We start from the raw sequence: 14,121 nt of genomic DNA on the forward strand, positions 1-14,121 counted from the left end.
GGTAGCGCCTGCGAGCCCCGACGGCTTTCGTCTTGAGGGCGAACTGCCTCGCGTCATGCGCCTTTCGCGCAAGACGCTTGCGGTGCTCGGCGGCACCGCCGGGATCGCAATCGGCGGCGCGCTTCTCTGGGCGCTGCGCCCGGTCGATCCGAAGGCGGCGCAGGAGCTCTACGAGGTTACGTCGCCGAACCGGTCCGAGGCCGTGACCGGGGCGCCCGCAGACTATGGCGCCGTCCCCAAGCTCGGGCCGCCGCTCCCCGGGGACCTCGGTCGGCCGATTGTGTCGGCGCAAAAGGCGGGCGAGCCTGTTCCCGTCCCGGCGATGGGGCCGCCAACGCCTGATCCCCGGCAAATCGCGCGGGAGCAGGCGAGGCAGCGCGCACTGCAGGAGCGCGAGGCGGCCGAGGGAAGCCGCCTGTTTCTGAGCGGCGGCAGCGCGGCGGCCGCCGCGCCCGGAATTCTTGATGCCCAGCCGGCAGCCGCAGATCCGGCCAAGGAGGCGGATACGCCTACGGCGGCGCGCAAAGCCTTTCTAGCCAGCGGGCCGCAGCGCGCGTTCGAAAGCTCCGAGCGGATCGTCGCGCCGAGTTCGGCGGCCGTGGTTCAGGCTGGCACGGTTATCCCCGCCGCTCTGATCACGGGAATCCGGTCCGACCTCCCCGGCCAGATTACCGCGCAGGTCACGCAGAATGTTTACGATAGCCCGACTGGGCGGTTGCTCCTCATTCCGCAAGGTGCGCGGCTTGTCGGCGAGTATGACAGCGACGTGGCGGCGGGCCAGCGCCGCATCCTACTTGCATGGGATCGTCTCATTCTTCCGGGCGGCGGGTCAATCCGGCTCGATCGCCAGCCGGCGGGCGACGCCTCGGGTATGGCCGGTGCCGAGGACCGGGTGAACAATCACTGGGGCCGGATGCTTCGGGCAGCGTTGGTGTCATCGTTCCTTGGGATCGGCACGGAGCTTGCCGCAGACGGCGATGGTGACCTCGTCCGGGCCCTACGCTCGGGTTTGCAGGACAGCACGAACGAGGCCGGGCGTCGGATAGTCGAACGCGAACTTTCCGTTCCGCCTACGCTCACAGTGCGGCCGGGCTTCTCCTTGCGAGTGATCGTGACCCGAGATCTTATTCTCGAGGAACAGCTGGCGACGAGCCGGCGATGAGCAAGCTGCGCCTCGGTCCGGTCGTCGAGGAGCGGCCGGTCAAGCTGACTGTCGAGCTGCCAGGATCCCTCGTGCGCGATCTTGCGGACTATGCGGCCATCCACGCAAAATTGACCGGGTTGGCGACCCCGCTCGCGCCCGAAAAATTAATCGCGCCGATGGTGGAACGGTTCATCGGAAGTGATCGGGAGTTCAGCAAGCAACGTCGGAGGAAAGCATGAGCGGAGGAACGGACAGACTCGTACGCCTCCCGACGGTTATTTCGCGAACGGGATTGTCGCGATCGACGATCTACGAGAAAATCGCTGAAGGGACTTTCCCGAAGCAAATCCGTCTGAGCAAAAGCTCGGTCGGCTGGCGTGAATCGCAGCTTGATCAATGGATTGAGGACCCACCTTCTTACCGAGCCGACACCTGAGAATGGGTTGCCGCGCGCCTTCTCACCCGCGTGGATAGTTGATTGGATTGACGATAAGGCTCGGCCATTGCCAAGCCGCACTCAAACAGCGTCTCGGCACCCGCGCGACAAGCGCTGCCCGACTGTCTCCATACGGCGCATCATCCGGTATGCGCGGTGGCCGCAACTCTCGGATCTGCCCGAATGGTCGCCGCAACACTCCCCAGCAGAAATCAATCGCAGGCTGTCGCTGCCCACTCCTCGACGGTGTTCCGGCCGGAGCAATGCTGTGACCGCTCCGGCTCATTCTCATCGTTTGCATTGATCAGACGAGCGAGTGTTCTCTCATTCGAAACGGGGGTTGATCGAGACGAGTTTTTCCACGAAAATGGATGCGCTTCTGAATACGGTCGTTCGAATCTTTTCGCCTAATGAACGAAAGTGTGGGGGAAAGTGTGGGGGAATTAAGCCCTCTTGACGACCTAACCTATTGTTAAATTAGACGCTAATTTTTGCGTTCGATACAAGCCCTGCCACCATCCTCCCTCAGAATAGCTTCCCCGCCCCGCTTCGCGCGGACTGCGAGGCGTGATGCCTTTCGTTCGATGCGAATTTGAATGACATCGATATCAATTTTGATTATGCGCGGCCCATAACGGGAGAGAGCGATGGATTCGACACAGGGCAGCGCGTCGCCGCGAACGGTTTCCGGCGGCGCCGATCCGGGGCGGCTCGGGTTCGTCGTGTCGGGCCTCTATCTCGCGCTCTATGTCCATTATGGCTTTTTCGCCTTCCTGCCGCTGTGGCTGAAATCCACCGGTGCCTCGGCCGAGGAGATCGGCGTGCTGCTCGCGATCCCGATGATCCTGCGGCTGCTGACCGTCGCGCCCTTTGCGGCCTTCGTCGGGCGGCGCGGATGGGTGCGCAATGCGATCGCTTATACCTCGCTCGCCTCGGCGGCGATCATCCTGTTGCTGCTCGGCGAGCCCGATCATGCCGGGCGTATCGTCATCGTCATCATCTTTTCGATCATGTGGGACCAGATTCCGGTGCTCACCGACGCCTATGCGGTGATGGCGGTGCGCAGCCGGTCGCTCGATTTCGGTCGATTGCGCGTCTGGGGATCGATCGCGGTGGTGGTGTCGAACGCCGCCGCCGGCTGGGCGATCAGTATGTTCGGCCTCAAGATGTTGCCGTTGATGGTCGCGACACTGCTGATCGCTCCGGCGATCGTCGCGGTCCTGCTGCCTGCGGACCGCAAGCTGACCGCCGTCGATGCGGCGGTCGGCGGCCGCTGGCGCGACCTGTTCGGCGACGGGGGCCTGATTCTCGCGATGGTCGCGGCGTCGCTGATCATGGGCAGCCACGGCGTTCTGACGAGCTTCGGCGCGATTCAGTGGGAAGCGCAGGGCATTTCGACCACGGTGATCGGCCTGTTGCAAGCGCTGGCGGTCGCGGCGGAGATCGGGGCCTTCTGGTTCGGCGCGAAGCTGCTCGGCAACCGCGACCCGCGTCTGCTGATCGTGGCGGGGGCGATTGCCGGCGCGCTGCGCTGGGCGATCATGGCGACGAGTCCCGGCCTGCCGGTTCTGGTCGTGGGGCAGCTTCTCAACGGCATCACCGCGACCGGGACGATCCTCGGGATCATGCTGGTGATCGCGCGCCGGGTACCCAGCCATCTTACCGCCACCGCACAGGGGATGAACGCGGTCCTGCTCGGCGCGGTTCTCGCGGTCGCGATGGTCGGGTCGGGGCTGCTGTGGAACCAGGGTCTGGCGGTCGCCTATCTGGCCATGTCGGTGCTCGCGCTGCTCGGCGCGCTCTGCGCCTGGCCGCGGCGCAGCGCCACCGACACCCACCCCAATCAGGACGCCATGTCCGTATCGGGAGCCGAATGATGAAGCGCCGCATAACGATCCTTCTCGCCGCACTGTTGACCAGCGCGATGCCGACTCCCGTCGCCGCGCAGGTCGCGCCCGCCGCTCTGCCGACGCTGGGCCTGCAGAACTGGCCGCTGCCCGACACATTGAGCCCCGAAGGCAAGGCGGCGGCCGCCGCCGCGGCGGCGCAGGCGATGCCCGATCCGCTGCCGCCGCTCCCCGACATCCGCGCCTTCATCGGTGCGATGCAGGCGAGCATGGGGGCCGCGCTTCAGAAGCGGTACGAGGTAAGGGTCGAGGAAGCGACGATCGCCGGGGTGCGGGTGCGCATTATCTATCCCAAGGGAGTGAGCGCGCTCGGCAAGGGGCCGGTGCTGCTCAACCTGCACGGCGGCGGTTTCGCGATCGATTCGGGATCGCTGACCGAGACGATCCCGATTGCCGCGCGCACGGGCCTGCCGGTGGTCGCGGTGCTCTATCGGCTGGCGCCCGAGAACCCCTATCCGGCAGCGCTCGACGATGCGCTAGCGGTGTATCAGGCGCTTGAGAAGGAGCGGGGCGCGAAGCAAATCGCAGTGTTCGGGACGTCGGCGGGCGCGGTCCTGTCGGGGCAACTCGTCGCGAAGCTCGCGAGCAGCGGCGGGCCGATGCCGGCGGCGCTCGGCTTTCTCTCGGGCAGCGCCGACTTGGGGGTGCGCGGCGATTCCGAAAGCTGGATGCCGGGCCCGGGCTTCGACTGGGTCGCGGCCTATGCGGGCAAGACGGCGATGACCGACCCGATCCTGTCGCCGATCCGCGGCGACGTGTCGAAATTTCCGCCGACGCTGTTGCTCACCAGTTCGCGCGATTTCTTGCTGAGCCCGACAGCGATCTTCGCGCGGGCGCTGACCGAAAAGGGCGTCGACGCGCGGCTGGTGGTGTTCGACGGGCTGCCGCACGCCTTCTGGGCCTATATGGCGGCGCCCGAGAGCGATCAGGCGAACGAGCTGGTTGCGCGGTTTTTGAAGGATAGGCTGGCGGGCGCGAAATAGCGCGCGGGGCGGCGGCTTTGGGATGGGACGCGGGCGTAGCCTCATGTCCCGTCGTCATTCCGGGCTTGACCCGGGACCCGCCTTCCTTCCGTCGCCGTCGATCGAAGACAAGGCAGGCCCCGGGTCAAGCCCGGGGTGACGGCAAATTGGAGGCCGCGATCAGCCCTTCGCCAGATGGTCGCGGTAGCGGTCGCGCAGCGTCTTTTTGTCGATCTTGCCCGTCGCGGTGAGCGGGACGGTGTCGAACAGGATATCGTCGGGCATCCACCAGCGCACGACGCGGCTTTCGAGATGGGTGCGGATTTGCGCGGCGGTGACCCGCTCACCGTCGTGCGGCTCGATGACGAGCAACGGTCGTTCCTCCCACTTCGGATGATGCACGCCGATGACCGCGGCGATGCGGACGCCGGGACAGCCGACCGCGGCATTCTCCAGGTCGATCGAACTGATCCATTCGCCGCCCGATTTGATGACGTCCTTGGCGCGGTCGGTCAGGCGCAGGAAGCCGAAGCGGTCGATCGTGCCGATATCGCCGGTGTCGAACCAGCCGTCGGCATGGGCGGCGGGTAAGTCGGGATAATAGCGATCGACGACCCACGGCCCGCGCACCTGCAACGCGCCGGCCTGCTCGCCGTCCCACGGCAGCGGCGCGCCGTCGTCGTCGATGATGCGCAGTTCGATGCCGAACTGCATCCGGCCCTGCCGCGTCAGGATCGTCTCGGTCGCATAGTCCTCGCCCTCGGCTGCCAGCAGCGGGGTCGGGGTCGAAATCACGCCGAGCGGGTTGGTCTCGGTCATGCCCCAGATCTGGAGCACGGTGACGCCATATGTTTCGCGGAAGGTCTCGGCCATCGCGCGCGGTACCGCCGATCCGCCGATGACGAGGCGCTTTAAATCGCCGACGCCACGGCCGCTGGTCTCGAGATGCGCGAGATACATGGTCCAGATCGTCGGGACGCCGCCCGAGAAGGTCACGCCCTCGCCGGCGATCAGGTCGGCGAGGCTGGCGCCGTCCATCCGGTCGCACGGCAGCACGAGCTTGCAGCCATTGATCGCGGCGGCGAAGGGCAGGCCCCAGGCGGTCGCGTGATACATCGAAGAGCAGGGCATGATCGTGTCGAAGGCGCTGAACCCGAAGGCGCTGCTCAGCCCCGCCGCCATCGCGTGCAACACGATCGAGCGATGGCTGTAGAGCACGCCCTTGGGATCGCCGGTGGTGCCCGAGGTGTAGCAGAGAAAGGCCGCGGCCTTTTCGTCGAAGCGCGGCCAGTCGAATTCGCCATCCTCGGCGGCGATCAGATTTTCATAGGCATCGCCCAGCAGGACGAAATGTTCGATGGCGGGAAGCAGCGGTTTCAGCCGCTCGACGAGGTCGGCGAGGTTTGCCTCGAAAAAGAGGATGCGGCTGCCCGCATGGTTGATCGTGAAGGCGATCTGCTCGTCGCTGAGCCGCGGATTCGCCGTATGGAGCACCGCGCCGATGCCGGGGACGGCATAGAAAAGCTCGAGGTGCCGGTGGGTGTTCCACGCCAGCGACGAGACGCGGTCGCCCCCGGCGATGCCGAGCGTGCCGAGCATCTGTGCCGCCTGCCGAGACCGCCGCTCGCAGCCGGCCCAGTCGTAGCGCCACAAGGGTTCGTCGACGCACTTTGAGACGATCGCGCGCGCGCCGTGGGCGCGGGCGGCGTGGGTCAGGATCGCGCTGATCTGCAGCGGGGCATCCTGCATCAGGCCGGGCAGCATCGTCATTTCTCTCCCGCAGTGCGTCACTTGCCGGAGGGCAGGAGCGCGTAGCCGTCGATAAAATCGGCTGTCACGCCGTTCGTCCAGCCAAAACCGATCTGCGCCTCATATTCGCCGCCGCCGCCGACGGTGGCCGCTTCGATGTCATATTTCTCGAACAGCAAGCCGGTGCGGGCGAAGGTCGCGCCGACCGTGTCGACCCAGCGGCTGGCGATGTCGCGTGCCAGCGCGTCATGGCCATAGCGTTTCAGACCCGCGACGCCGATCCATTGCAGCGGCGCCCAGCCGTTCGGGCGGTCCCATTGCTCGCCGGTCTCGACGAGCGTCGTGCGCAGGCCGCCGGGCGCGAGAAGGTGGCTTGCGACCACGCGGGCGGTGCTGTCGGCTTGCTCCTGCGTCGCGGCACCGACTGCGAGCGGGGCGAGCGCCGCGGCGGTGAGCGGCGTGCGCAATGCGCCGCTGTCGATGTCATGGTCGGCAAAATAGCCGCCCTCGGCGTTCCACAAGTGGCGGTTCATCGTGTCGCGCCGTTGCTCCGCCAGTCGGGCATAACGACCGGCCTCGGCGTCCGGGCTCGCGGCGATCGCGGTTTCGAGTCCGAACAGAAAGGCGTTGAGGTCGACCGGGGCGATCGCCGTCGTCCGGATGGACGCCAGCGTGGCGTCGCCCAACCAGCGCGACGAGAAATCCCAGCCGCTTTCGGCCCCGGCGCGCAGGTCGCGATAGACTTCGCCGGCGGGGCGGCCGCTTTGCGCGGCGGTCGCGACATCTTCGCGCCAGCTTTCGTCGCGCGGCGTGTCGCGCGGATCCCAATAGCGGTTGAGCAAGCGGCCGTCCGCCAGCCGCGCGCCGCGCGCCGCGCTCTGACCGGGCACCAGTTCGTCGGTGCCGGCCATCCACCAGCCATGTTCGCGCTTCATCGCCGACAATCGCCGCGCCGCGACATCGGGACGGCGGTCGTCGAGCAGTTCGACCATCATGTGGAACAGCGGCGGCTGCGACCGGCCGAGATAATAGGTCCGCGTCCCGTTGGGGACATGGCCATGCGCCTCGATCAGGTCGGTCATCGCGTCGACGATGCCGTTGGCGAGTTCGAGCTCGCCGTCGCGGACGAGGCCGAGCATGGTAAAGAAGCTGTCCCAATAATAGATTTCGCGGAAGCGCCCGCCCGGCACGACGTGCCGGTGCTGGACGGGCAGTGCCGATCCGCCTGTGACAAGATCATCGGGTGCGCGCGCCAGTTCTTTCCACATCGCGCCGATCCGCGCGCGGACGGGCTGGGCGGAGGCGGTGCGTCCTGCGGTTTCGGTGGTCGCGGGCAGATCGAAATTGTCCGCGATAAAGGCACGCAGCGCGTCGTCGCCCGGCGCCAGGACGGCGAAATCGCGCATGATCTCGGCGACCGGGCGCTTCGGCAGCGCGTCGACGAAGGTCTTGCCGTCGGGCAGAATCGCGCGCTCCTGCACCTTGGCGAGGAGCGGGCCGAACAGGTCGGCGGGACTGGGGTCGGGGTGCATGGTGGGTCGGGTCAAGGCTCAGCGGGCCAGATGGCGGCTGAAAAAGGCGGCCTGCGCCGCGAGCGCGTCTTCGGTTTCCGGGCATTCCATATAAGCCCAGAAGGCATGGAGCATGCCCTCATAGACCATAAGGTCGGCATCGACCCCGGCCTTGCGCAGCGCCAGATGGAAGCGCACGGTCTGGCTGAGCAACTGGTCGCGGGTGCTGGTCATCAGCAGCGTCGGCGGCAGGCCCGACAGGTCGCCATAGAGCGGCGACAGCAGCGGGTCGGTGCGCTCGGTCCCGGCGCTATAGTCGGCCAACGTGTCGGGCGCGGTCCGTGCGCCCATGATCGACGGCAGAAACGCCTCGCAATCGCTGACCAGCGCGAGGTCCGCCGACCCGGAAAAGACGCCTGCCGCCGCGGGCATCGGCAGGCCTTCGGCCTTGATCCGCGCCAGAAGCTGTCCCGTCAGAACGGCGCCGGCGGAGGTGCCGTAAATGCCGATCGCGGTCGCCGGTCGCTGCGAGAGAGCATCGGTGTAGACCGCCAGCGCATCGTCGACCGCGGCGGGGAAGGGGTGTTCGGGCGCCATGCGGTACATCACCGTGACGACCGATATCCCGGTCAGCCCGGCGATCGGGATCGTCTCGGTCTCCGACCCCGAATCGACCATGAAGCCGCCGCCGTGGAAGTTGATCAGCAGCCGCTGGTCCGCGGCCGCTTCGCTTGCCCGACGCCGGACGAGCTTGACCGGCACGCCCGCGATCTTGTCCTTGCTCACCTCGACGTCGAACCGCCTGGCGCGGCTCTTGTTCAGCGGCCTCAGATGATTGGCTGCGGCGGCGCGGACCGCCTTGCGCGTGATCGCGTTGCGCATCAGCGTCGCGGTCATCTCGGGTGCCGAGCCGGCGGCGAGGAGCGGCGCCATGGCGGCGCGCGCTTCTTCGCTGACAGTCGGCGCGAAGGGCGGTTGTACGGGGCGGTCTGCCATCGGATCAGTTCCCGAACCGATAGCCGATCCGCACCCCGTACATCCGCGGCTCGCTATAGGTCAGCCCAACCATGCCCGACGACTGCGCATATTGGTCGAGCACCCCGACCGGCTTCGCCTCGTTGGTGAGGTTGTTGACGAAGAAGCTGAGGTCGATCGGCCGGCCGCCGACGTCCTTCAGCCCGATGCTGCCGTTGAGCAGGCCATAGGCGGGGAGGAAATTATAGAAGCTGCTGTTGGTCTGCGCGGTCGAGACCTTGGTCTGACGCACATAATTGGCCGCGAGCACAAGGTCGCCCACGCTGCCGAGCGAGGTCTCGTACGAGCCGCCGACCGAGAATTTATGCTTGGGGGTGTAGGGGAAGGGCGCGCCGTTCAGGATCGCCCCCGCGCTCGCATCCGCCACTTCGGTGTAGCGTGCGTCGATGTAGGAATAGCTGCCGTTGAGCGTCAGCCCCTGCACCGGCATGACCGCGAGGTTCAGCTCGACCCCCTGGATCTTGCCCTTCGCCGCGCTGCGCGTGACGTTGAGCAGCACCGTGCCGGCCGGCGTCTGCACCGCCTCCGCGGTGGTGCGCTGGATATTGTCGTAGATGCCGCGATAGGCGGCGACATTGGCGCGCACGTCGACGTCGCCGAGCGAGAATTGCGATTTCAGCCCGACCTCGATGTCGGAGAGGCGTTCGGGCGCATAGGTGCGGAATGCCGAACCGATCGGCACCGGGCCGTTGACGCCGCCTGACTTATACGCGTCGCGCGCGGTGACGTAGGCGTGGACGCCGGGCGTCACATCATAGTCGAGGGTCGCGGTGTAGCTCGGATAATCGCTGTCGACCGAGCCCGAGACCGCGGGCGGACCGCCGATCGTCTGCGAGGTGAAGCTATGTTCCCAGGTGTAGCGGAGGCCACCGGTGATGCTGAGTCCGGTGAGCGCGGGGGACAGCTTGCCGAGGTCGACGGTCGCCTGCCCGAAGACCGCCTCGCTCTTGTTCGTCTGGGTGAAGAAGCCCGAGATCGTCGGAAGCAGGGTGCCGATGGGGAAGAAAGTATATTGTTCGATCCCCGCGGGATCGCTCCAGCTCTGGCGGTCGAGATAGCCGCCGACCGAGAAATCGACCGCGTCGTCGAACAAAGTGCCCTGCAGCTGCAGTTCCTCGGTGAAGAAATTGGGTGCGACGGTCGGGATGCGCCCGCGCTGCCCGGCGATCGGGAAGGGCATCGCGTCATAATCATAGCCGTAGATCGTGCGCAGCTCCGAATAGCTGACGATGTTGCGCAGCTTGATGTTGTCGGTCAGCTGGACCGACGCCTGGTTGATGACCTGCCAATATTTCGTCTCCGAGAATTGGTCGAGGTCATAGGAGACGCGGCGCGGGCCGCGCGCCTGCTGTTCGGCGACCGCGGTCAGCACGCCTGGATAGAAGGCCGCCACCGGCAGGAAGCCCAGCCCCAGCGGCGTGGCGTCGAAACCCGCCGCCGGGTTGTACGCGCCGAGCACGGTGCCGCCGCCATTGTTGTCCGAGTGATAATAGCGCAGCATCGTATAAAGTTCGACATTGTCGGTCGGGCGCAGGGTCAGCCCGAAGCGGAAGCTTTCATAGGCGAGATTGTCATAATCCTTGCCCGCGAAGAACGGGCCGACGTCCTTGGTATAGCCGTCGCGGCGCCCGACCTCGCCCGCGATGCGCAGCATCACGCGGCCGGGGACGATCGGCGTGTTGAGTGCGCCCTCGATCCGGCGGTCGTCGTAATTGCCGAGCTGGACGCGGACATAACCTTCGAATGCATTCTTCGGCTTGACGGGTTCGAAGAGGATGTTGCCGCCGGTTGCATTCTTGCCGAACAACGTGCCCTGCGGCCCCGCGAGCACCTGGATGTTGGCGAGGTCGAAATAGGTGCCGACGCGGCCGTCGACGTTGACGCTGTTGGGCACCTCGGCGAAATAATTGACCACGCCCGGGGTCGATCCGAAGGCCGGGCCCTGCCCGCGCAGCGCAAAATAGGCGAACTCGCGCGGGTAGCCGCCGCTGATCGTGAACAGCGAGGGGGTGTTGTCGGCGAGCGAGGTGCGATCGGTGACCCCCTTCTGCTCGAGCGCCTCGTCGGTAAAGGCGGTGACGGCGATCGGCACGTCCTGCAGCTTTTCTTCGCGGCGCCGCGCGGTGACGATGATGTCATTGAGGCCGCGACCGTCTTCGGCCGACGTGTCCGGCTGGTCGGCGGGCGCCGCATCGGCCTGCGCGAACGCGGCGGCGGGCAGCAAACTGGCGCTGCAAGCCAGTGCGACAAGAAAGGCGGAACGCATCGACATCATCTCTTCCCTCCCAAAGGATAGCCGGATTCATCCGGTCGAGACAGCGGATGAAGGAAGATGATATCGATGTCAATAGCTCTTGCTTCAAGCCGCCGGGGCGCTATCAATAGGGCAAGTCGATAACTGATATCGATAGCAGGATGGGGATGTCATGAGCGATATCGAGCAATTCGGCCCGTGGGTCAGCACGGAAGCGAAAGCGCGGTTTGCCGCTTTCCTGACCGAATCCGCGACTCCGGCGGACCTGTCGGAAGCGCGTCCCTATTTTGCCGCCTACAACCAGCGCCTGCTCGACAAGGCGACGGCCAGATATGCCGTCGATATTGCCGAGCGCGAGATCGCCGGGGTGAAGGTTTATGACGTCGTGCCGTCGGGCGGCGCCTCCGGATCGCCGGTGCTGCTCTGCCTGCACGGCGGCGCGTTCATGTGGGGCGAAGGGCCGGGGGCGCTGCTTGAGGCGGTGCCGATCGCAGCGGTCGCCGGCATGCGCGTGCTCGCGATCGATTACCGCCTGGCGCCCGACCATATCTATCCCGCCGCGGTCGACGATATCGTCGCGGTCTATCGCGCGGTGACCGAAACGGTAGATCCGGCGAGCATCGGCATCTACGGCTGTTCGGCGGGCGCGGTGCTGACGACGCAGGCGGTGGCGCATTGTCTTCATCAGGGCCTGCCGCCGCCCGGCGCCATCGGGCTGTTCCATGGCGCGCCGGTCCCCTTTGCGGGCGATGCGGCGCTGGCGCAGGCCTTATTCGATCCGCGCGTCCGCTCGGGTGCGACCCCGAAGATCGAAGACCTGCCATATTTCTCGGGCGCCGACCTTTCTGATCCGCTGGTGCTGGCGGCCGGGCACCCCGAACTGCTCGCGCATTTCCCGCCGAGCCTGCTGATCTCGGCGACGCGCGATTTTGCCGCGAGCGCGGTGTCGGTGATGCACCGCCGCCTGCTCGCGGCGGGTGTCGAGGCGAGCTTCGTCCTGTTCGACGGGCTGTGGCACGCGCATCATATGGACGTCGACCTGCCCGAATCGGTCGAGACCTATAAGATCGTCGCCGGCTTCTTCCGCAAATATCTCGGCTGAGACGTCAGCGGCTCGTTTCGCGCGCGACGAGTTCGACGGGAAGCGCATGCGCGGTCGTGCTCGTATTTCCCTCGATCAGCGCGACGATCGCCGCGCCGAGGGTGCGGCCCGCGGCGGCGCCGTCCTGCCGGATCGAACTGATCGACGGGCGGTGGACGCTGGCGATCGGCGCATCGTCGAACCCGACGATCGCGACGTCGCCCGGCACCGTCGTGCCATGCGCCAGCAGCGCGTCGCACGCGCCGGCGGCGATGAAGTCGCTCGCGGCGAAAATGGCGTCGAACGCCGTGCCGTCGTCGAGCGCGCGGCGGACGACATCGGCCGCGCCTTCGGGGGTGAAGGGGCAGGGCAGCGCACCGACCAGCCGCGCCTCGCTGGCCGCCAGCGCCTCGCGAAAGCCTTCGAGACGGGCGGCGATCTCGGGATGCTGCATGTCGCCGAGGAACAGCAGGCGCGTAGCGCCGTGCGCGACGAGATGCTCGGCGGCGAGCTTGCCGCCCATGCGGTTGTCGCTGCCCACCACCTTGATGCCGACCCCCGGCACCGGTTCGCCCCAGGCGACGATCGGCAGGTTCATCGCGGCGACCTCGGTCACCCGCTGCGCGCCTTCGCCCTGACCGAGCATCACTGCGCCGTCGGCGCCGACCGCGTTGGACGACAGGAAATGCTCGTTCGTCGTCAGCAGGATCGAATAGCCCGCCGGGGTCAGCGCCTCGAGCAGCCCGCCGATGATCGCGAGGATCAGCGGATCGGTGTGCGACTGGTGGTCGGGATCGCGGTGGTCGATCACCACCGCGATCGTCCGCGTTTCGCGCGTCCGCAGGCTGCGCGCCGCGACGTTCATGCGATAGCCGACCTGTTTCGCAACCTCCGCGATGCGTTCGCGCACCTCGGGACGGACGAGGTCGCTGCCGCGCAGCGCGCGCGAAACGGTGATCTTGGAGACACCGGCCAGCGCCGCGACCCTTTCCATGGTCGGTCGTTCGCCCTTGCCGATTCTGCTCATCGCTGCACGTCCCCTTAAACCCGGCCCCTATCTACAGGCGAAGTAGCGGCGGACCAGCCCTCCGATCAAGTCATTGGCGGCCGCGACCGCCGCGATGGTGATGGGGAGGAACTGAAAGCCGTGCGGCAGGCCGGGAAGGCGGCAGGCGAGCGTCTCGACGCCGCTCCGGACCAGTGCCGCGGCATAATATTCGCCGTCGTCGCGCAGCGGGTCTTCGGCGGCGGTGAGGACGATCGCGGGCGCGAGGCCCCTATGGTCGGCGGCCAGCAGCGGCGAGGCGAGCGGATCGGATTCCGGCGTATCGCCCAGATAATATTCGCGGCACGCATCGAGATAGGGTTTCGACAGCCCCGGTGCGGCGACTTCGGCGAACGATGGCAGGGAAAAGCTCATATCGGTCGCGGGGTGGATGAGCAGCTGAAAAAGCGGTTGCGGCTTGCCCTCGTCGCGGAGCCGCAGGGTCGCCGCGGCGGTCAGGTTCCCGCCGGCGCTTTCGCCGCCGAGCGCGACGCGGACCGGGTCGCAGCCGAGGTCCGCCGCCGATCGGCGCGCCCAGTCGAAGGCGGTCATCGCATCGTCGAGCCCGGCCGGAAATTTATGCTCGGGCGCGAGGCGATAACCGACGCCGAGGACCGCGCAGCCGCTCGCCGCAGCGAGGTGACGGGTCATGGCGTCATGCGTATCGAGGTCGCCGAACATCCAGCCGCCGCCGTGGAGAAAGACGAGGAGCGGCAAGGGGCGGTCGGACGCGGGGCGGTAGAGACGAACCGGAACGCCGTCGGCGTCGAAATCCTCGACCCGATCGATAGCGGCGCCCGGCATCGCCGCCGCCATCATCGCCATGTTCGCGCGAAGCAGCGGAATCAGTTCGGGCGTGAGCGGCGGCATCTCCTGCGGCGGACCGGCGAAGGCGGCAATATCGGGATCGAGCATCGGATGTCCTTCCAATGACATCGATAACAACGAGAAGGGCATTTGTCCAACGACCTTTCGGGGCGGATCATCAGCCTGCCGG

General features: G+C 66.8%; 12 protein-coding genes. 6 read left to right on the forward strand and 6 right to left on the reverse strand.

The annotated features are described in order from the left end of the window. The first annotated feature begins 55 nt into the window (after positions 1-55). The 5 genes from AC3WS4_RS23595 (at position 56) to AC3WS4_RS23615 (ending at position 4,470) form a co-directional block, all read left to right on the forward strand. Positions 56-1,162: a TraB/TrbI/VirB10 family type IV secretion system protein gene (locus AC3WS4_RS23595; protein ID WP_492743026.1), complete on the forward strand. Its 1,107-nt coding sequence runs from the start codon at positions 56-58 to the stop codon at positions 1,160-1,162. Beyond that, on the forward strand, positions 1,159-1,383 hold the full coding sequence (locus AC3WS4_RS23600) for a DUF2274 domain-containing protein (protein ID WP_056350365.1): 225 nt from the start codon (positions 1,159-1,161) through the stop codon (positions 1,381-1,383). Before AC3WS4_RS23595 ends, AC3WS4_RS23600 begins: the two co-directional genes overlap by 4 nt. Beyond that, on the forward strand, positions 1,380-1,580 hold the full coding sequence (locus tag AC3WS4_RS23605) for a helix-turn-helix transcriptional regulator (RefSeq protein WP_492740688.1): 201 nt from the start codon (positions 1,380-1,382) through the stop codon (positions 1,578-1,580). The genes AC3WS4_RS23600 and AC3WS4_RS23605 overlap by 4 nt, the downstream gene beginning before the upstream one ends. 647 nt (positions 1,581-2,227) lie before the next feature. Beyond that, positions 2,228-3,457 (forward strand): MFS transporter, encoded by a 1,230-nt coding sequence (locus AC3WS4_RS23610; protein ID WP_492740687.1) that lies wholly within the window; start codon positions 2,228-2,230, stop codon positions 3,455-3,457. Continuing rightward, complete coding sequence (locus tag AC3WS4_RS23615) at positions 3,457-4,470, forward strand: alpha/beta hydrolase (protein WP_492740686.1); 1,014 nt, start codon at positions 3,457-3,459, stop codon at positions 4,468-4,470. The genes AC3WS4_RS23610 and AC3WS4_RS23615 overlap by 1 nt, the downstream gene beginning before the upstream one ends. A 159-nt stretch (positions 4,471-4,629) precedes the next feature. Here AC3WS4_RS23615 and AC3WS4_RS23620 read toward each other — a convergent pair whose 3' ends face one another. The 4 genes from AC3WS4_RS23620 to AC3WS4_RS23635 are packed head-to-tail and all read right to left on the reverse strand — an operon-like array spanning position 4,630 to position 11,016. After that, positions 4,630-6,219 carry a long-chain fatty acid--CoA ligase gene (locus tag AC3WS4_RS23620; RefSeq protein WP_492740685.1) on the reverse strand — a complete coding sequence of 530 codons (1,590 nt, stop codon included), beginning with the start codon at positions 6,217-6,219 and terminating at the stop codon, positions 4,630-4,632. Positions 6,220-6,236: 17 nt separating this feature from the next. Then, the gene (gene treF / locus AC3WS4_RS23625; RefSeq protein WP_492740684.1) at positions 6,237-7,745 is read right to left on the reverse strand and encodes an alpha,alpha-trehalase TreF; all 1,509 of its coding nucleotides are present in this window, start codon (positions 7,743-7,745) and stop codon (positions 6,237-6,239) included. 3 nt (positions 7,746-7,748) lie between these two features. Continuing rightward, positions 7,749-8,705: an alpha/beta hydrolase gene (locus AC3WS4_RS23630; RefSeq protein ID WP_492740682.1), complete on the reverse strand. Its 957-nt coding sequence runs from the start codon at positions 8,703-8,705 to the stop codon at positions 7,749-7,751. A gap of 4 nt (positions 8,706-8,709) precedes the next feature. Then, positions 8,710-11,016, reverse strand: coding sequence for a TonB-dependent receptor (locus AC3WS4_RS23635; RefSeq protein WP_492740681.1), 2,307 nt, complete (start codon positions 11,014-11,016; stop codon positions 8,710-8,712). 154 nt (positions 11,017-11,170) lie between these two features. Between AC3WS4_RS23635 and AC3WS4_RS23640 the strand changes: the two genes are divergently transcribed. Continuing rightward, entirely contained in the window at positions 11,171-12,100 is a 930-nt protein-coding gene (locus tag AC3WS4_RS23640) for an alpha/beta hydrolase (protein WP_187140399.1), read from the forward strand. A 4-nt stretch (positions 12,101-12,104) separates the two neighbouring features. On the opposite strand, the gene AC3WS4_RS23645 is transcribed toward AC3WS4_RS23640, so the two are convergent. Together AC3WS4_RS23645 and AC3WS4_RS23650 are read right to left on the reverse strand one after the other, a co-directional pair. After that, positions 12,105-13,106, reverse strand: coding sequence for a LacI family DNA-binding transcriptional regulator (locus AC3WS4_RS23645; protein ID WP_492740679.1), 1,002 nt, complete (start codon positions 13,104-13,106; stop codon positions 12,105-12,107). A 27-nt stretch (positions 13,107-13,133) separates the two neighbouring features. Next, the gene (locus tag AC3WS4_RS23650; RefSeq protein WP_492740678.1) at positions 13,134-14,039 is read right to left on the reverse strand and encodes an alpha/beta hydrolase; all 906 of its coding nucleotides are present in this window, start codon (positions 14,037-14,039) and stop codon (positions 13,134-13,136) included. Between the last annotated feature and the right edge of the window lie 82 nt (positions 14,040-14,121).

Source organism: Sphingopyxis sp. EU05-FHT14B03, from assembly GCF_058790875.1.